Consider the following 17656-nt stretch of genomic DNA (forward strand, 5'->3'; position numbering starts at 1 on the left):
TTAGTATCTTATAGCAGGAGGAGAACAAGATGATTAAGATTTTACTAGTAGAAGACGACTTAGGGTTGTCAAACTCAGTATTTGACTTTTTAGATGATTTTGCAGATGTTATGCAGGTTTTTGATGGAGAAGAAGGTCTCTATGAAGCTGAGAGTGGCGTCTATGATTTGATCTTGCTTGACCTGATGTTGCCTGAAAAAAATGGCTTCCAAGTCTTGAAAGAATTGCGTGAAAAAGGAATCACGACACCAGTCCTTATCATGACCGCTAAGGAAAGTTTGGATGACAAGGGACATGGTTTTGAGTTGGGAGCGGATGACTACCTCACCAAACCTTTCTACCTAGAAGAACTCAAAATGCGGATTCAAGCCCTTCTCAAACGTTCAGGCAAGTTTAATGAAAACACCTTGACCTATGGGGATGTTGTCGTCAATCTTTCAACGAATGAAGTGAAGGTGGAAGACACGCCTGTGGAACTACTCGGAAAAGAGTTTGAATTGTTGGTTTACTTCCTTCAAAATCAAAATGTCATTCTTCCCAAGACACAAATTTTTGACCGTCTATGGGGATTTGATAGCGATACGACTATTTCCGTTGTAGAAGTCTATGTTTCAAAAGTTCGTAAGAAACTGAAGGGTACAGCCTTTGCTGAAAATCTTCAAACCTTGCGTAGTGTCGGGTATATTTTAAAAGATGTTCAATAAACTAAAAAAAACATGGTACGCGGATGATTTCAGCTATTTCATTCGAAACTTCGGGGTGTTCACCTTGATTTTCTCTGCTATGACCTTGATTATCCTTCAGGTCATGCACTCGAGTCTCTACACTTCTGTAGATGAAAAACTACAAGCCCTTAGTAGTAGTCCTCAAGCGGTCATCCAGTTAGCCCTGAATCGAGCAACTGAGGAAGTCAAGGATATTCAACCAGCAACAGCGGATGCCAGCAAGGCTGAAATCAAGCCCAATGTTAGCTCCAATACAGAAGTCTTGCTCTTTGACAAGGATTTTAACCAACTCTTACTGGGCAATCGCTTTTTAGGCTTGGATAAGATCAAGCTGGACAAGAAAGAGTTGAATCATATTCGCCAAATCCAAGTTGTCAATAGCTACGGTCAGGAAGAAACCTACCGAATGATCTTGATGGAAACTAACTCTTTCTCCGCATCAAGCAATGTCAAATATGCGGCGGTTTTAATCAATACCAGCCAGCTTGAACAAATCAGCCAAAACCACGAGCATTTAATTGTTGTAGTCATGGCTAGTTTCTGGCTCCTGTCTTTAATCGCCAGTGTTTACCTAGCACGTGTCAGTGTCAAACCCTTGCTGGAAAGTATGCAAAAGCAGAAGTCTTTTGTTGAAAATGCGAGCCACGAACTGAGAACACCTTTGGCCGTTTTACAAAATCGTTTAGAGAATCTCTTTCGAAAACCAGAGGCAACAATCATGGAATCCAGCGAAAGTATCGCTTCCAGTCTTGAAGAGGTTCGCAACATGCGTTTCCTCACGACCAATCTTCTCAACCTTGCACGTCGAGATGATGGAATCAAACCAGATATAGCAGAAGTTTCTCCACAATTCTTTAAAACAACCTTTGCCAACTATGAGTTAATTGCTTCTGAAAATGATCGTGTTTTCAACTATGAAAATCGGATTTATCGTCCCTTTATGACCGATCAGTTGCTCTTAAAACAACTCATGACCATCTTGTTTGATAATGCCATCAAGTATACCGAAGAAGATGGGAAAATTGAGTTTGTAGTCCATGCTACAGATCGCCACCTCTATCTTACAGTAACGGATAATGGAATCGGAATCTCAGCTACTGACAAGAAGAAAATCTTTGACCGTTTTTACCGTGTAGACAAGGCAAGGACTCGTCAGAAAGGTGGCTTTGGTTTGGGACTTTCGTTGGCCAAGCAGATTGTTGATGCTTTGCGAGGAACAATTAGCGTGAAAGATAACAAACCTAGAGGAACGATTTTTGAAGTTAAGATTGCCATCCAATCTCCTCCAAAACGAAAGAATAAATAAAAAAGACAGTTATATAACTGTCTTTTTAGATAACTAGAAAAGAGGTTGGTAGTGGTACCAACCTTTATTTTGAAAGTTTTCGTTTCATCATCTTTCGTTGAAGTTGTATAAGTGTGAAGCTTGTTCCCATAGCAGCGATAAATGATAAAGCTGTATTTAATTTTAAGGCTAAAAAGATAAAGCTAAAAAGTACCATAAAAATACAAAAACAAGCAATATTTACAAAAAATAAAATCTCTTTTAGGTTAGGGCCGACTGGGGCTTCTGGTGTATAATCTTGATAAAGCGGAGTTTGATTTGATTCGGGAGTGTGTTCAAACTCATAAGCTTCTAGTTTTCTTGCGGACATGATTCTCTCCTTATCAGTACATAACTATTTTATCATTTTTTATGCAGAGAATTATTACATAATTGTTACAAAACTACTAAAGTCTTATATCATCTTCTAAGTTGCTCTTCTTGACACCCACTAGGGAAAGTGATAGCATGGATGTTACAGTTGAAACAGATGACCTGACCTTCTCTATTATAAATATGCTGAGAAAGGAAAGGATAACTTATATAAATTAATTGCAAGCAAGTGCTTTTCCTAATATAATTTGTTGAGTTGCTACCGTGATTCTTTGTAAGAGAGGTAGGAGTTGTTTTGAATGGATGATAAGACAGAGATGTGTCTATTGGACTGGGTAGCATTTTTCTACCTCTGGGGAAAAGTTAAAGGAGATAAGCATGTATCTTGCTATCAAAGAAATATTACGAAACAAACTTCGATATAGTTTGATTCTCACTACCATTTTTCTTATCGCTTTCATGGTCTTTTTTATGACCAGTTTAGCTCTTGGTCTTGTGCGAAATAACCGAGCCGCTATTGATAACTGGCAAGCGACGGGTGTGGTTTTATCTGACTACGCAAATGATAATTTGACGGCATCCTTTATTCCTGAAAAGGACTACAAGGAGAAGAGTTCTGAAGAGGCTGCTCCTCTGGGCTATATGTTCGCTGTGACCAATCTAGTCGATGATAGTGAAAAGGTCAATGTTTCCATCTTTGCTCAAGACTGGGACGCATTTATCTCTCCGAGTTTGACTGAGGGTCGTTATCCTGAGGGAGATGATGAGGTAGTCGTGGATCAGTCCTTTGAAAACTATGGAATGAAGCTAGGTGATGCCATCCAGCTTAATGGAAGCGAGTCAAGTTACAAGATTGTAGGCCTGACACAAGGAAATAAATTTTTCACCGAGCCTGTTGTCTTTACGAGTCTAACGTCTTATTGGACCTTACAAGGAACATTGAAAGCCAATCGTTCCATCTCTGCCTTAGTATTGAAAAATGACATAGAAGTGACTGGCGATGGTCTAAAACAGATTTCCATTCCAAAAATGATATCAAAAATTCCTGGTTACACACCTCAGGTTAATGTATTTTCAGGAATGATTCTTGCTATGATTGTCATTACAGGCTTGATTGTGGGTATTTTTGTTTATATCATTACCATCCAAAAACTAGGACTTTATGGAATAATGCGAGCTCAAGGAATACAGATCAAAACCATTGTATGGTCTCTTTTCTGTCAAATATTCCTCCTAGCTGGTATGGGGATTGCTTTAGCCTTGCTGGCAATCGGAGGAGTGATTTTAGTCTTACCAGCTACCTTCTTTTTCTACCCAAGCTGGATAGCTTACTCTGTCCTAAGTTTGGTAATTTGCTTGATGGCCCTTCTAGGTGGTGTCATTTCACTTCCACGCTTGTTAAAGGTGGACCCGATTACTGCGATTGCAGAATGATAAGGAGAATAGTATGACAGCATTGATTGAAATGACTCAAGTGACAAAAACCTACGGGGAAGGAAAGATGAAAGTCGTAGCCCTGCATGAGACGAATTTTCAGCTAAATGCGGGAGAGTTCGTAGCTGTCGTTGGGCCTTCTGGCTCTGGAAAGACGACCTTTCTAACGACTCTAGGACAACTTCAGGAAGCATCGAGTGGAAAGATTCTAGTCAAGGGGAAGGAAACAAGCAGTTTGACGGAGAAGGAGAAAACAGACCTCCGTTTTAGAGAGTTTGGCTTTATTCTTCAGGCTTCAAACTTAATTCCTTTTTTAACGGTCAAGGAACAGCTAGATTTGATTGACAGACTGGATAAGAGAAAAAATAGTAAAAGCAATCGAAAAGAGTTACTTGACTTGTTGGATTTGGAAAAGGTCCAAGATCATTATCCCAAGGCTCTATCTGGTGGCGAACGTCAACGTGCGGCCATTGCTAGAGCGCTCTATAACAATCCAAGCATTGTGCTTGCAGATGAGCCGACAGCCAGTCTAGACACCCAGCGTGCTTATCAAGTAACGGAAATGTTGGCTGCCATTGCCCACGAACAAGGTAGAGGAGTTGTCATGATTACACATGATACACGTCTTCTTGATAAGGTTGACCGTATTTATGTTATGAATGATGGACACCTAGTGGAAAAAACACATCCATAAAAAAGAAAGTGGACAGTACTAGTTACTGTTCACTTTTTGAATGTAAACTTTAAGAATGACTTTGACTTTTTATAAAACTCCTAGTATTCATAGCTGATTCTTGAGAAATGTGGTATAATTTTTCTTATGGAAAAGATTATCATTACAGCAACTGCTGAAAGTATTGAACAAGTTGAACAGTTACTAGAAGCTGGTGTAGACCGTATCTATGTCGGTGAGAAGGATTTTGGCCTTCGTCTGCCAACCACCTTTAGTTATGAAGAGTTGCGCAGCATCGCTAAGCTCGTTCATGATGGGGGTAAGGAATTGATTGTTGCAGTCAACGCCCTCATGCATCAAGACATGATGGATCGTATTAAGCCCTTCTTAGACTTCTTGGAAGAAATCAAGACAGACTATATTACAGTAGGAGATGCGGGTATCTTTTACGTAGTCAACCGTGATGGCTATTCCTTCAATACTATTTACGATGCTTCAACTATGGTGACAAGCAGTCGTCAGATTAACTTCTGGGGTCAAAAGGCAGGTGCTTCTGAGGCGGTCCTGGCGCGTGAAATTCCATCTGCCGAACTCTTTAAGATGCCAGAGATTTTGGAAATTCCTGCTGAAGTCTTGGTTTATGGTGCCAGTGTCATTCATCATTCTAAGCGTCCGCTCTTACAAAACTATTATAACTTTACGCATATCGATGATGAAAAGACGCGTAAGCGTGACCTCTTCTTGGCTGAACCAAGTGACCCAGAGAGCCATTATTCCATCTTTGAAGATAATCATGGTACCCATATCTTTGCCAACAATGACCTTGATTTGATGACCAAATTGACAGAATTGGTGGAGCATGGTTTTACTCACTGGAAGCTAGAGGGGCTCTACACACCTGGTCAGAATTTTGTAGAAATTGCTAAACTCTTTGTCCAAGCGCGCAGCTTGATTCAAGAGGGCAAATTCAGCCATGACCAAGCCTTCTTGTTAGATGAGGAAGTGCGTAAGTTACACCCTAAAAACCGTTTCCTGGACACAGGATTCTATGATTATGATCCAGATATGGTTAAATAGGACATAAAAACCCGAAATAAAAATGTTCGGGTTTTTCCAGTGTATCCATGAAATAAAAACGGATACATGTTATAATAAAAATAGCTCTTTAATGGAGGTGTTTAAGTGGAAAATCTGAAGAAAATGGCAGGTATCAAGGCTGCTGAGTTTGTCAAGGATGGCATGGTAGTCGGACTTGGAACTGGTTCTACTGCCTACTATTTCGTAGAAGAAATCGGTCGTCGGATTAAGGAAGAAGGTTTGCAGATTACTGCTGTAACGACTTCCAGTGTGACCAGCAAACAGGCTGAAGGTCTTAACATCCCGCTCAAATCGATTGATCAAGTAGACTTTGTCGATGTGACGGTTGACGGGGCGGATGAAGTAGATAGCCAGTTTAACGGAATCAAAGGTGGTGGTGGTGCCCTTCTGATGGAGAAGGTTGTCGCAACGCCCTCGAAAGAATACATTTGGGTGGTAGATGAAAGCAAACTGGTAGAGAAACTAGGTGCTTTTAAATTGCCTGTGGAAGTGGTTCAGTATGGCGCAGAACAGGTTTTTCGTCGTTTTGAGCGAGCTGGCTACAAACCAAGTTTCCGTGAAAAAGACGGTCAGCGTTTTGTAACCGATATGCAGAATTTTGTCATTGACCTAGCCTTGGATGTCATTGAAAATCCAATTGCCTTCGGGCAAGAATTGGATCATGTCGTTGGTGTCGTAGAGCATGGATTGTTCAACCAAATGGTGGATAAGGTCATCGTAGCGGGACGAAATGGCGTTCAGATTTTAACTTCAACAAAAGGAAAATAGAAAATAAAAGGAGGCACACTATGTCAAAATTTAATCGTATTCACTTGGTAGTACTGGATTCTGTGGGAATCGGTGCTGCGCCAGATGCCAATAACTTTGTTAATGCAGGGGTTCCAGATGGAGCTTCTGACACACTAGGACACATTTCAAAAACAGTTGGTTTGAATGTCCCAAACATGGCTAAAATCGGTCTAGGAAATATTCCTCGCGAAACACCGCTGAAGACTGTACCAGCTGAAAGCAATCCGATAGGTTATGCAACAAAATTGGAAGAAGTATCTCTTGGTAAGGATACCATGACTGGACACTGGGAAATCATGGGACTCAACATTACGGAGCCTTTCGATACTTTCTGGAACGGATTCCCAGAAGAAATCTTGACAAAGATCGAAGAATTTTCAGGACGTAAGGTCATTCGTGAAGCCAACAAACCTTACTCAGGTACGGCTGTTATCGATGATTTTGGACCACGGCAGATGGAAACTGGGGAGTTGATTATCTATACTTCAGCTGACCCTGTTTTGCAAATTGCTGCCCACGAAGATATCATTCCTTTGGATGAACTTTATCGTATTTGTGAATACGCTCGTTCGATTACCCTTGAGCGCCCAGCCCTTCTAGGTCGTATCATTGCCCGTCCATATGTAGGTGAACCTGGTAACTTCACTCGTACAGCAAACCGTCGTGACTTGGCTGTATCCCCGTTTGCACCAACTGTTTTGGATAAATTGAACGAAGCTGGTATCGATACTTACGCTGTTGGTAAAATCAACGATATCTTTAATGGCGCTGGTATCAATCATGACATGGGCCACAACAAGTCAAATAGCCACGGAATTGATACACTTTTGAAGACAATGGGACTTGCTGAGTTTGAAAAAGGATTCTCCTTCACAAACTTAGTTGACTTTGATGCCCTTTACGGCCACCGCCGCAATGCTCATGGTTACCGTGATTGCTTGCATGAGTTTGATGAACGCTTGCCTGAAATTATCGCTGCCATGAGAGAGAATGACCTTCTCTTGATTACTGCGGACCATGGAAATGACCCAACCTATGCAGGAACAGACCACACTCGTGAATACATTCCATTGTTGGCCTATAGCCCTTCCTTTAAAGGAAATGGTCTCATTCCTGTCGGACATTTTGCAGATATCTCAGCAACAGTTGCGGATAACTTTGGTGTTGAAACTGCCATGATTGGTGAAAGTTTCTTAGATAAATTGGTATAAGATGACGCGATATGCTTTACTTGTTCGGGGCATTAATGTAGGTGGGAAAAATAAGGTTGTCATGACGCAACTTCGTCAAGAACTGACAGAGTTGGGACTGGAAAAGGTTGAGACCTACATCAACAGTGGCAATATTTTCTTTACTTCTACAGCTCCCAAAGCCCAATTGGTTGAAAAGTTAGAGGCTTTCTTTGCAGTCCATTATCCATTTATTCAGAGCTTTTCCTTACTGAGTCAGGAAGATTATGAAGCGGAGCTGGAGAATCTGCCAGATTGGTGGACCAAAGACCTAGATCGAAAAGATGTCCTCTTTTATACAGAAGGCTTGGATGTGGATCAAGTCATTGAGAAAGTTGAAAGTTTGGAACTGAAAGATGAAGTGGTTCATTTTGGAAGACTTGGGATTTTCTGGGGGAAAATCTCAGAGGAATCCTACTATGCAACTGCCTATCACAAGTACTTGCTCAAGATGCCTTTCTATCGTAACATCACCATTCGCAACGCAAAAACCTTTGATAAAATCGGTCAAATGCTAAAAAATAATAAAGGAGACACAGAATGACATTTTTAGATAAGATCAAGGAAACAGCTGCTTTCCTGAAAGACAAGGGAATCCAAGCGCCTGAGTTCGGTTTAATCCTTGGATCAGGACTGGGAGAACTTGCAGAAGAAATCGAAAATCAAGTTGTAGTAGATTATGCAGATATCCCAAACTGGGGCCGTTCTACAGTAGTCGGTCACGCTGGGAAATTGGTATATGGTGAACTTTCAGGGCGTAAGGTCTTGGCTCTTCAAGGTCGTTTCCATTTCTACGAAGGAAATCCTCTTGAAGTCGTGACTTTCCCAGTACGTGTGATGAAAGTTCTCGGATGTGAAGGTGTCATTGTAACCAATGCAGCTGGCGGTATTGGATTTGGTCCTGGTACATTGATGGCTATCTCAGACCATATCAATATGACGGGGCAAAACCCATTGATGGGTGAAAACTTGGATGATTTTGGTCCACGTTTCCCAGATATGTCTAAAGCCTACACTCCAGAATATCGTGCTACTGCCCATGAAGTGGCTAAGAAACTTGGTATCAAGCTTGACGAAGGTGTCTATATTGGTGTAACAGGTCCGACTTATGAATCCCCAGCAGAGATTCGTGCCTATAAGACATTGGGAGCAGATGCAGTTGGTATGTCCACTGTTCCTGAAGTTATTGTTGCAGCCCACTCTGGCTTGAAAGTTCTAGGAATTTCATGTATTACTAACCATGCTGCTGGTTTCCAAGAAGAACTCAACCACGAGGAAGTTGTAGAAGTGACTGAACGTGTCAAAGGTGATTTCAAAGGCTTGCTTAAATCGATTCTTGCTGAATTGTAATCAATTATAGAAAGGGTGGATTCAAGTTTTTCTTGAGTTTATCTTGCTATAAAATAGCAAATGAAAAAGGCGGAGTAGGTGTTTCAATGCTACTCCCTCTTTAAAGTTTATAAAAAGAAAGGTAGAGCGTGTGTTCTGATTTGAAAACGAGCGGAAAACTTTTCTAAAAACATAGAGAGGGTAGTTTGGTTTTGAATTGAATCCGTGCTATTCTCCTATTTGTCATCAAAATTAAGAAAGAAAGGAATTGAACCCACCCTAAAAGCAGTGGGAAAAAGATAGTTGATCTAGCGAGCATCGCTCACTGAACCCAACTCCTATTTTCCCTTCGCTTTTTTGACGGGTTTGGTATCCTTTTGACTATCACATTTAGAATAAAGAAAGGTAGAGCGAGATGTTCTGATTTGAACACGAGCGGAAAACTCGGAAAATAGATAATCTGATTGAGAAATCAGGATTTCTCGTCAGATTCCTAATTTTCAGTCGTTTTCTTCTCGCTCTTTGTATCATAAATTATGTCTATCCATATTGCTGCTCAGCAGGGTGAAATTGCTGATAAAATTCTTCTTCCAGGTGATCCTCTTCGTGCTAAGTTTATTGCGGAGAACTTCCTTGAAGATGCTGTTTGTTTTAACGAGGTTCGTAACATGTTTGGTTACACTGGTACTTATAAGGGTCACCGTGTATCTGTCATGGGAACTGGTATGGGAATGCCATCTATTTCTATTTATGCGCGTGAGTTGATTGTGGACTACGGAGTGAAGAAATTGATCCGTGTGGGAACTGCGGGTTCGTTAAATGAGGATGTTCACGTTCGTGAATTGGTCTTGGCACAGGCTGCTGCAACCAATTCAAACATCATCCGCAACGACTGGCCACAGTACGATTTCCCACAAATCGCTAGCTTTGATTTGCTAGACAAGGCCTACCATATCGCCAAAGAACTCGGTATGACAACCCACGTTGGGAACGTCTTGTCATCTGATGTCTTTTACTCAAACTACTTTGAAAAGAACATCGAGCTTGGTAAATGGGGAGTTAAGGCTGTGGAAATGGAAGCAGCAGCTCTTTACTATTTAGCGGCTCAACACCATGTTGACGCTCTTGCAATCATGACTATTTCTGATAGCTTGGTCAATCCAGATGAAGACACCACTGCAGAAGAACGCCAAAATACCTTCACTGATATGATGAAGGTCGGATTGGAAACCTTGATTGCAGAGTAATCAGAGAATAGATTTTCAATTACATTAGTTACAAGAACTGTTGTAAGTGATTTATTTTCAATATCTAAGCAATGATAAAGAAAGAGTTGAAAATCCAATTATTGATTTTCAACTTTTTAGAACCCAGCTTAAGGAGAGATGTGATGGATAAAATAGAACTATTACAAGATTTGATTGATAAAAGCCACAGAATAGTCTTTTTCGGAGGGGCAGGAGTGTCAACCGAGTCTAATATCCCAGATTTTCGTAGTTCAGATGGTGTTTATAGTCATCAGTTAGGCCGTCATTTTACGGCAGAGCAACTCGTTTCTCGGACCATGTTTGAGCGCTATCCAGAAGATTTTTTTGACTTCTATAAAAAATACCTGATTTATCCAGAAGCCAAGCCTAATGCTGCTCACACTTATCTAGCTGCTTTGGAAAAGACAGGTAAGCTAAAGGCTGTTGTGACACAAAATATCGATAGTCTTCATGAAATGGCTGGCTCCCAAAAGGTCTTTAAATTGCATGGGAGTGTGGACCGAAATTACTGCCTAGGTTGTCATCGTTTCTATGACTTAACTGCTTTTCTGGCCCTCGAGGGACCGGTTCCCCACTGCTTAGACTGTGGCAAGGTGGTCAAGCCTGACGTGACCTTGTATGAAGAATCACTTGACATGGATGTTTTTAGTAAAGCTGCACAAGCTATTCGGCAAGCAGACTTGCTGATTATTGGTGGGACTTCCTTGGTTGTTTATCCTGCAGCTAGCCTAGTAAACTATTTTTCTGGGACAAATCTGGTTCTTATCAATAAAACCAGTATTCCACAAGACAGCCAAGCTACATTGGTCATTGAAGGCAAGATTGGGGAAGTTTTTTCGAAATTGAGACAATAAAAGAATTTTAGAAGATAGCAACAAAACCTTGTTACTTGAAAGAGAAAACTATCTCATTTATTGACCAAAATCTCGCTCTTTAAGAGTTATTAAAAACTGGCTGAGAAAATCAAAACACCTTCACTGATATGATGAAGGTCGGCTTGGAAACCTTGATTGCAGAGTAAATTTGTAATAGAAAATCCTGATTTCAAGTGAAATCAGAATTTTTTCATGGATGCGATTTTTTCTGGGTCTGGTGTGACACGGAGGGTCTTTTGTCCAGTATAAGTAACAAAACCGGGTTTGCCACCAGTTGGTTTGTTGAGTTTTTTGACCTCTATCATATCCACTTGCACGAGATTTGACAAGCGCCCTTTGGAGAAGTAGGCAGCCAGTTCGGCCGCATCTGTCTTGACTTCGTCAGAAGGATTGAGATTTCCTGAGATGACGACGTGGCTTCCAGGGATGTCCTTGGCATGGAACCAGAGTTCTTCCTTGCGGGCCATTTTAAAGGTCAATTCCTCGTTTTGCAGATTGTTTCGTCCAACATAGATGATGGTCTTGCCATCACTAGCCAGATACTGTTCTGGTTTTTTGCGTTTCTGAATTTTCTCCCGCTGTCTTCTTCGGATGAAGCCTGTTTGGATCAATTCTTCACGGATTTCAGCGATTTCCTCTAGCCCAGCTTGATTGAGAACAGTTTCCACACTTTCCAGATAGAGAATGGTAGCCTTGGTTTCTGCGATCAACTCAGTCAGGTATTTAACGGCTTCTTTGAGCTTCTGATAGCGTTTAAAGTAGCGCTGGGCATTCTGGCTGGGAGTCAGGGCCTTATCAAGCATGATGGTAACAGGCTGATTCGTGTAATAGTTATCCAAGACAACCTGATCTTGGTCATTGGGAACTTGGTGAAGGAAGGTTGTCAGCAACTCTCCTTTTTGGCGAAACTCCTCAGCGTTGTCTGTCGCCAGTAATTCTTTTTCTTGTTTTTTGAGTTTGTGGCGATTTTTTTGCAATTCATTTTCAACACGGCGAATGAGTTCACTGGCTTGCTGTTTGACGCGATCGCGCTCTGCCTTGTCTTTGTAGTAGGTATCCAGAAGATCAGAAAGACTGGAAAAAGGCTCTCCTATACGATTCGCAAAAGGAACTGGACTGAAGGAAGTTTCTGTTAAGCATGGCTTGGTTTCTTGACTGAAAAAGTTACGGAAAGTGGATAGTTTGTCACTGACCAATAGACTTTCCAATTCATTTGCTGTATCGCGTCCCAGACCTTGAAAGAGGTTTTGAAGATTTTTTGCTGTTAGTTCTTGGGTTTGGAGGATTTCAAAGAGCTTTTCATCCTTGATAGTAAAAGGATTGAGAGACTCGCTACTTGGCGGAGCGATATAGCTTGAGCCTGGCAGTAAGGTGCGGTAGCTATTTTGTGAGAAGCCGACATGTTTGATCACTTCGAGAATCTTATGACTGCTTTTATCCACCAGAAGGATATTGCTGTGTTTTCCCATAATTTCGATAATGAGAGTCGCCTGGATATGATCTCCAATCTCGTTTTTATTGGAAACGGTAATTTCTACGATACGGTCATTTTCGATTTGCTCAATGGACTCAATCAGGGCACCCTGTAAATACTTCCTCAAAACCATGATAAAAGTAGAAGGTTGGGCTGGATTTTCAAAAGTCGTTTGGGTCAGCTGGATGCGACCAAAAACGGGATGAGCAGAGAGGAGCAGACGATGGCTTTGGCGATTGCTGCGGATTTGCAAGACCAACTCTTGTTCAAAAGGTTGATTGATTTTCTGAATGCGACCATTGACCAACTCGCTTCGTAATTCCTCAACCATGTGGTGTAAAAAAAATCCGTCAAATGACATCGTTCTCTCCTTGTGACTGTATTCCATAGTATTATATCAAAAAGGTAGAATAAAATCATGGAAATGTGGTATAATAAAGCCAAGTAAAGAGAATCGAGAAGTACATGTATATTGAAATGGTAGATGAAACTGGCCAAGTTTCACAAGAAATCTTGCAACAAACCCAAGAAATTTTGGAATTTGCAGCCCAAAAAATAGGAAAAGAAGACAAGGAGATGGCAGTTACTTTTGTGACCAATGAGCGTAGCCATGAACTCAATCTCGAGTACCGTGATACGGATCGTCCGACAGATGTCATCAGCCTTGAGTATAAGCCAGAGTTGGACATTGCCTTTGATGAAGAAGATCTGCTTGAAAACCCTGAATTAGCAGAAATGATGTCCGAGTTTGATGCCTATATTGGGGAACTGTTCATCTCTATCGATAAAGCGCATGAGCAGGCTGAGGAATACGGTCACAGCTTTGAGCGTGAAATGGGCTTCTTGGCAGTACACGGCTTTTTACACATTAACGGCTACGATCACTACACTCCGCAAGAAGAAGCGGAGATGTTCGGTTTACAAGAAGAAATTTTAACAGCCTATGGACTCACAAGACAATAAACGAAAATGGAAAAATCGTGACCTTGTATCCAGTTTAGAATTTGCCCTTACAGGAATTCTGACTGCCATCAAGGAAGAACGCAATATGCAAAAACATGCAGTGACGGCTCTAGTGGTTATCCTTGCAGGTTTTGTTTTTCAGGTGTCACGAATCGAATGGCTCTTTCTCCTAATGAGCATTTTCTTAGTAGTAGCATTTGAAATTATTAACTCTGCTATCGAAAATGTAGTAGATCTAGCCAGCCACTATCACTTTTCTATGTTGGCAAAGAAAGCCAAGGACATGGCAGCAGGAGCCGTGCTTGTGGTTTCCCTTCTTGCTGCGGTGATTGGTGCACTTATCTTTCTCCCACGCATTTGGGATTTATTATTTTAAAGATTAAGAGGAAATTATGACATTTAAATCAGGCTTTGTAGCCATTTTAGGACGTCCCAATGTTGGGAAGTCAACCTTTTTGAATCACGTCATGGGGCAAAAGATTGCCATTATGAGTGACAAAGCGCAAACAACGCGCAATAAAATCATGGGGATTTACACCACGGATAAGGAGCAAATCGTCTTTATCGACACGCCGGGGATTCACAAGCCTAAGACGGCTCTTGGCGATTTCATGGTGGAATCTGCCTATAGTACTTTGCGTGAAGTGGATACTGTTCTATTCATGGTGCCAGCTGATGAGCCACGTGGTAAGGGAGACGATATGATTATCGAGCGTCTGAAAGTTGCCAAGGTTCCTGTGATTCTGGTGGTGAATAAGATTGACAAGGTCCATCCAGACCAGCTTTTGGCTCAGATTGATGACTTCCGTAACCAGATGGACTTTAAGGAAATTGTTCCTATCTCAGCCCTTCAGGGAAATAACGTTTCTCGTCTAATCGATATTTTGAGTGAAAATCTAGAGGAAGGTTTCCAGTATTTCCCAGCTGATCAAATCACAGATCATCCTGAGCGTTTCTTGGTTTCAGAAATGATTCGTGAGAAGGTTCTTCATTTGACACGTGAAGAGATTCCACACTCAGTTGCTGTAGTGGTTGACTCTATGAAACGGGATGAAGAGACAGACAAGGTTCACATCCGTGCAACCATCATGGTGGAGCGAGATAGCCAAAAAGGCATTATCATCGGAAAGGGTGGCGCTATGCTCAAGAAAATTGGGACTATGGCCCGTCGTGATATCGAACTCATGCTAGGGGATAAGGTTTTCCTAGAAACTTGGGTCAAGGTCAAGAAAAATTGGCGTGATAAAAAGCTAGATTTGGCTGACTTTGGCTATAATGAAAGAGAATACTAAGTAGAGGTGGGCTCATGCCTGCTTCTTGTTTTTACAGAAGGAGGATTTATGCCTGAATTACCTGAGGTTGAAACGGTTCGTCGTGGCTTAGAAAAATTGATCTTGGGAAAGAAGATTTCTAATATAGAGATTCGTTATCCCAAGATGATTAAGACAGATTTGGAAGAGTTTCAAAAAGAACTAGCTGGTCAAGTAATTGAGTCAATGGGACGCCGTGGAAAATATTTGCTTTTCTACTTGACAGACAAGGTCTTGATTTCCCATCTGCGAATGGAGGGAAAGTATTTTTACTATCCGGATCAGGTTCCTGAACGCAAGCATGCTCATATTTTCTTCCAGTTTGAGGATGGTGGTACGCTTGTTTATAAGGATGTACGCAAGTTTGGCACCATGGAACTCTTGGCAACCGATCTTTTGGATGCCTACTTTGTATCTAAAAAACTAGGGCCTGAGCCAAGAGAGCAGGACTTTGATTTGCAGGTCTTTCAAGCTGCCCTAGTCAAGTCTAAAAAGCCTATCAAATCTCATCTCCTAGACCAAACCTTGGTAGCTGGTCTAGGTAATATCTATGTGGATGAGGTCCTCTGGCGAGCTCAGGTTCATCCAGCTAGACCTTCCCAAACTTTGACTGCAGAAGAAGCGTCAGCTATTCATGACCAGACCATTGCTGTTTTGGGTCAGGCTGTTGAAAAAGGCGGTTCCACCATTAGAACCTATACCAATGCCTTTGGGGAAGACGGAACCATGCAGGATTTCCATCAGGTCTATGATAAGACTGGGCAAGCGTGTTCCCGCTGTGGGACAATGATTGAGAAATTCCAGCTCGGTGGAAGGGGCACTCATTTTTGTCCTCAGTGTCAAAGGAGGGGCTGATGGGAAAAATCATTGGAATCACAGGAGGAATTGCTTCTGGTAAGTCAACTGTGACAAATTTCCTAAGAGAGCAAGGCTTTCAAGTGGTGGATGCTGACGCAGTCGTCCACCAACTACAGAAACCGGGTGGTCGTCTTTATCAGCTCTTAGTTCAGCACTTTGGGCAGGAAATTATCTTAGAAAATGGAGAACTCAATCGCCCTCTCCTAGCTAGTCTCATCTTCTCAAATCCTGAGGAGCGGGAATGGTCTAAACAAACCCAAGGAGAGATTATTCGTGAGGAATTGGCTGCACTGAGAGACCAGTTAGCTCAGACAGAAACGGTTTTTTTCATGGATATTCCCCTGCTTTTTGAACAGGACTACAGTGCTTGGTTTGATGAAACGTGGCTGGTCTATGTGGACCGTGATGTTCAGGTGGAACGTTTCATGAAACGGGACCATCTTTCTAAGGAAGTAGCGGAATCGCGTCTGGCCGCCCAGTGGTCTTTAGAAGAAAAGAAAAGATTGGCTAGTCATGTTCTAGACAACAATGGCAGTCGTGATCAGCTTGTGACTCAAGTAGTGAAGTTACTTGAAGGAGGCGATAGCGGTGCAAGAGATTAGTTGGAAAGAGAATCTTCGTGTCGCCTGGTTCGGTAGTTTTCTAACGGGCGCCAGCATTTCCTTGGTCGTTCCTTTCATGCCTATCTTTGTGGAGCAGTTGGGAATCGAGCAGGATCAGGTTGCTTTCTATGCTGGATTAGCCATTTCAGTTTCAGCTGTTTCAGCAGCTCTAGTTTCTCCTATCTGGGGTATTCTTGCTGATAAGTACGGTCGAAAACCCATGATGATTCGAGCAGGTCTTGCCATGACTATCACTATGGGAGGTTTGGCCTTCGTGCCAAATATCTATTGGCTACTCTTTTTGCGCTTGCTCAATGGTGTATTTACTGGTTTTGTCCCCAATGCAACGGCCTTGATTGCTAGTCAGGTACCGAAAGATAAGTCGGGAGCGGCTCTAGGGACTCTATCTACAGGTGTTGTTGCAGGAACATTGACGGGCCCCTTTGTTGGAGGCTTTATTGCTGAAATTTTTGGCATTCGTAATGTCTTTTTATTGGTAGGTGCTTTCTTATTTTTAGCTGCAATCCTAACCATTTTCTTTATCAAGGAAGATTTTCAGCCAGTGGCTAAGGAGAAGGCTATCCCAACGAAAGAAGTATTTTCTTCTTTCAAGTATCCTAGGCTTTTAGTGAATCTATTTTTGACGAGCTTTGTCATTCAATTTTCAGCTCAATCAATTGGCCCCATTCTAGCTCTCTATGTGCGGGACTTAGGGCAGACTGAGAATCTCCTCTTTGTATCAGGATTAATCGTATCCAGCATGGGATTTTCTAGCATGATGAGTGCTGGAATTCTAGGAAAACTTGGCGATAAGGTAGGGAATCATAGATTGTTGGTCGCAGCGCAGATTTATTCCGTCATCATTTACCTTCTTTGTGCCCATGCAACCAGCCCCCTTCAACTTGGCTTGTATCGTTTTCTCCTTGGTTTGGGAACGGGAGCTCTCATACCAGGTGTCAATGCGCTTCTTAGCAAAATGACTCCAAAATCAGGTATTTCAAGGATTTTCGCCTTCAATCAAGTCTTTTTTTACCTTGGTGGAGTGATCGGACCTATGGCGGGATCCGCAGTTGCAGGATATTTGGGCTACCATGCTGTCTTTTATGCGACAGCAGCCTGTGTAGCTTTCAGTTGTTTATGCAACTTAGTACAATTTAGATCATTATTAAAAGTAAAGGAAATCTAGTGCGAGTAAAAATCAATCTCAAGTGCTCCTCTTGTGGCAGCATGAATTATCTAACCAGTAAGAACTCCAAAACCCATCCAGACAAGATTGAGGTGTTAAAATATTGTCCAAAGGAAAGAAAAGTAACTTTACATCTTGAATCTAAGTAGAATTTATGGTAAAATAATAGGGATTTTAAGGAGTTTG

Annotated in this window: 20 protein-coding genes; 18 read left to right on the forward strand and 2 right to left on the reverse strand. The window is 41.7% G+C overall.

Annotated features, from left to right (window positions below):
- The first annotated feature begins 29 nt into the window (after positions 1-29).
- Both ciaR and ACLV7H_RS04440 read left to right on the forward strand, forming a co-directional pair.
- Positions 30-704 (forward strand): two-component system response regulator CiaR, encoded by a 675-nt coding sequence (ciaR, locus tag ACLV7H_RS04435; protein WP_000590635.1) that lies wholly within the window; start codon positions 30-32, stop codon positions 702-704.
- A complete protein-coding gene (locus ACLV7H_RS04440) occupies positions 694-2031 on the forward strand; it encodes a sensor histidine kinase (protein ID WP_045591599.1) in 1338 nt (445 codons plus the stop codon). Before ciaR ends, ACLV7H_RS04440 begins: the two co-directional genes overlap by 11 nt.
- Positions 2032-2095: 64 nt before the next feature.
- On the opposite strand, the gene ACLV7H_RS04445 is transcribed toward ACLV7H_RS04440, so the two are convergent.
- Positions 2096-2380, reverse strand: a complete 285-nt coding sequence (locus ACLV7H_RS04445) for a DUF3270 domain-containing protein (RefSeq protein ID WP_045591598.1) — start codon at positions 2378-2380, stop codon at positions 2096-2098.
- Positions 2381-2760: 380 nt separating this feature from the next.
- On the opposite strand from ACLV7H_RS04445, the gene ACLV7H_RS04450 reads away from it, so the two are divergent.
- The 9 genes from ACLV7H_RS04450 to ACLV7H_RS04490 all read left to right on the forward strand — a co-directional run bounded on the left by ACLV7H_RS04450 (position 2761) and on the right by ACLV7H_RS04490 (position 11056).
- Positions 2761-3816, forward strand: coding sequence for an ABC transporter permease (locus ACLV7H_RS04450; RefSeq protein WP_411866471.1), 1056 nt, complete (start codon positions 2761-2763; stop codon positions 3814-3816).
- A gap of 13 nt (positions 3817-3829) precedes the next feature.
- Entirely contained in the window at positions 3830-4510 is a 681-nt protein-coding gene (locus ACLV7H_RS04455; protein WP_411866472.1) for an ABC transporter ATP-binding protein, read from the forward strand.
- Between the two features lie 126 nt (positions 4511-4636).
- Entirely contained in the window at positions 4637-5566 is a 930-nt protein-coding gene (locus ACLV7H_RS04460; protein ID WP_411866473.1) for a peptidase U32 family protein, read from the forward strand.
- 105 nt (positions 5567-5671) lie between these two features.
- Positions 5672-6355, forward strand: a complete 684-nt coding sequence (rpiA, locus tag ACLV7H_RS04465) for a ribose-5-phosphate isomerase RpiA (protein ID WP_411866474.1) — start codon at positions 5672-5674, stop codon at positions 6353-6355.
- Positions 6356-6375: 20 nt separating this feature from the next.
- Positions 6376-7587 carry a phosphopentomutase gene (locus tag ACLV7H_RS04470; RefSeq protein WP_411866475.1) on the forward strand — a complete coding sequence of 404 codons (1212 nt, stop codon included), beginning with the start codon at positions 6376-6378 and terminating at the stop codon, positions 7585-7587.
- A 1-nt stretch (position 7588) separates the two neighbouring features.
- On the forward strand, positions 7589-8149 hold the full coding sequence (locus ACLV7H_RS04475) for a DUF1697 domain-containing protein (RefSeq protein ID WP_411866476.1): 561 nt from the start codon (positions 7589-7591) through the stop codon (positions 8147-8149).
- Positions 8146-8955, forward strand: coding sequence for a purine-nucleoside phosphorylase (locus ACLV7H_RS04480; protein WP_411866477.1), 810 nt, complete (start codon positions 8146-8148; stop codon positions 8953-8955). Before ACLV7H_RS04475 ends, ACLV7H_RS04480 begins: the two co-directional genes overlap by 4 nt.
- Before the next feature lie 515 nt (positions 8956-9470).
- The gene (gene deoD, locus ACLV7H_RS04485; RefSeq protein ID WP_000022091.1) at positions 9471-10181 is read left to right on the forward strand and encodes a purine-nucleoside phosphorylase; all 711 of its coding nucleotides are present in this window, start codon (positions 9471-9473) and stop codon (positions 10179-10181) included.
- A 143-nt stretch (positions 10182-10324) separates the two neighbouring features.
- Positions 10325-11056, forward strand: a complete 732-nt coding sequence (locus ACLV7H_RS04490; RefSeq protein WP_411866478.1) for an NAD-dependent protein deacylase — start codon at positions 10325-10327, stop codon at positions 11054-11056.
- Between the two features lie 200 nt (positions 11057-11256).
- On the opposite strand, the gene pavA is transcribed toward ACLV7H_RS04490, so the two are convergent.
- Entirely contained in the window at positions 11257-12912 is a 1656-nt protein-coding gene (gene pavA / locus ACLV7H_RS04495; protein WP_411866479.1) for an Rqc2 family fibronectin-binding protein PavA, read from the reverse strand.
- 104 nt (positions 12913-13016) lie between these two features.
- Between pavA and ybeY the strand changes: the two genes are divergently transcribed.
- Genes ybeY through rpmG form a run of 7 tightly spaced genes read left to right on the forward strand, consistent with a single transcriptional unit; the run spans position 13017 to position 17619 of the window.
- Positions 13017-13514 (forward strand): rRNA maturation RNase YbeY, encoded by a 498-nt coding sequence (gene ybeY, locus ACLV7H_RS04500; RefSeq protein WP_411866480.1) that lies wholly within the window; start codon positions 13017-13019, stop codon positions 13512-13514.
- On the forward strand, positions 13495-13890 hold the full coding sequence (locus ACLV7H_RS04505; protein ID WP_411866481.1) for a diacylglycerol kinase family protein: 396 nt from the start codon (positions 13495-13497) through the stop codon (positions 13888-13890). The genes ybeY and ACLV7H_RS04505 overlap by 20 nt, the downstream gene beginning before the upstream one ends.
- A gap of 16 nt (positions 13891-13906) precedes the next feature.
- Entirely contained in the window at positions 13907-14806 is a 900-nt protein-coding gene (gene era, locus ACLV7H_RS04510) for a GTPase Era (protein ID WP_411866482.1), read from the forward strand.
- Between the two features lie 48 nt (positions 14807-14854).
- Positions 14855-15679: a DNA-formamidopyrimidine glycosylase gene (mutM, locus tag ACLV7H_RS04515; RefSeq protein ID WP_411866483.1), complete on the forward strand. Its 825-nt coding sequence runs from the start codon at positions 14855-14857 to the stop codon at positions 15677-15679.
- The gene (coaE, locus tag ACLV7H_RS04520; protein WP_411866484.1) at positions 15679-16284 is read left to right on the forward strand and encodes a dephospho-CoA kinase; all 606 of its coding nucleotides are present in this window, start codon (positions 15679-15681) and stop codon (positions 16282-16284) included. The genes mutM and coaE overlap by 1 nt, the downstream gene beginning before the upstream one ends.
- Positions 16271-17470 carry a multidrug efflux MFS transporter gene (locus ACLV7H_RS04525; protein WP_411866485.1) on the forward strand — a complete coding sequence of 400 codons (1200 nt, stop codon included), beginning with the start codon at positions 16271-16273 and terminating at the stop codon, positions 17468-17470. The genes coaE and ACLV7H_RS04525 overlap by 14 nt, the downstream gene beginning before the upstream one ends.
- Positions 17470-17619, forward strand: coding sequence for a 50S ribosomal protein L33 (gene rpmG, locus ACLV7H_RS04530; protein WP_007519517.1), 150 nt, complete (start codon positions 17470-17472; stop codon positions 17617-17619). The genes ACLV7H_RS04525 and rpmG overlap by 1 nt, the downstream gene beginning before the upstream one ends.
- Positions 17620-17656: the final 37 nt, after the last annotated feature.

The sequence above is a fragment of the Streptococcus oralis genome (assembly GCF_965111685.1).
GTDB classification, from domain to species: Bacteria; Bacillota; Bacilli; order Lactobacillales; family Streptococcaceae; genus Streptococcus; species Streptococcus oralis_B.

Coding starts and splice junctions, on each gene's coding strand:
- ACLV7H_RS04490 (WP_411866478.1), top strand. CDS start 10,325: ATGGATAAAATAGAACTATTACAAGATTTGATTGATAAAAGCCACAGA.
- ACLV7H_RS04450 (WP_411866471.1), top strand. CDS start 2,761: ATGTATCTTGCTATCAAAGAAATATTACGAAACAAACTTCGATATAGT.
- deoD (WP_000022091.1), top strand. CDS start 9,471: ATGTCTATCCATATTGCTGCTCAGCAGGGTGAAATTGCTGATAAAATT.
- ciaR (WP_000590635.1), top strand. CDS start 30: ATGATTAAGATTTTACTAGTAGAAGACGACTTAGGGTTGTCAAACTCA.
- ACLV7H_RS04480 (WP_411866477.1), top strand. CDS start 8,146: ATGACATTTTTAGATAAGATCAAGGAAACAGCTGCTTTCCTGAAAGAC.
- ACLV7H_RS04505 (WP_411866481.1), top strand. CDS start 13,495: ATGGACTCACAAGACAATAAACGAAAATGGAAAAATCGTGACCTTGTA.
- coaE (WP_411866484.1), top strand. CDS start 15,679: ATGGGAAAAATCATTGGAATCACAGGAGGAATTGCTTCTGGTAAGTCA.
- ACLV7H_RS04460 (WP_411866473.1), top strand. CDS start 4,637: ATGGAAAAGATTATCATTACAGCAACTGCTGAAAGTATTGAACAAGTT.
- pavA (WP_411866479.1), bottom strand. CDS start 12,912: ATGTCATTTGACGGATTTTTTTTACACCACATGGTTGAGGAATTACGA.
- ybeY (WP_411866480.1), top strand. CDS start 13,017: ATGTATATTGAAATGGTAGATGAAACTGGCCAAGTTTCACAAGAAATC.
- ACLV7H_RS04475 (WP_411866476.1), top strand. CDS start 7,589: ATGACGCGATATGCTTTACTTGTTCGGGGCATTAATGTAGGTGGGAAA.
- ACLV7H_RS04455 (WP_411866472.1), top strand. CDS start 3,830: ATGACAGCATTGATTGAAATGACTCAAGTGACAAAAACCTACGGGGAA.
- era (WP_411866482.1), top strand. CDS start 13,907: ATGACATTTAAATCAGGCTTTGTAGCCATTTTAGGACGTCCCAATGTT.
- mutM (WP_411866483.1), top strand. CDS start 14,855: ATGCCTGAATTACCTGAGGTTGAAACGGTTCGTCGTGGCTTAGAAAAA.
- ACLV7H_RS04445 (WP_045591598.1), bottom strand. CDS start 2,380: ATGTCCGCAAGAAAACTAGAAGCTTATGAGTTTGAACACACTCCCGAA.
- ACLV7H_RS04470 (WP_411866475.1), top strand. CDS start 6,376: ATGTCAAAATTTAATCGTATTCACTTGGTAGTACTGGATTCTGTGGGA.
- ACLV7H_RS04440 (WP_045591599.1), top strand. CDS start 694: ATGTTCAATAAACTAAAAAAAACATGGTACGCGGATGATTTCAGCTAT.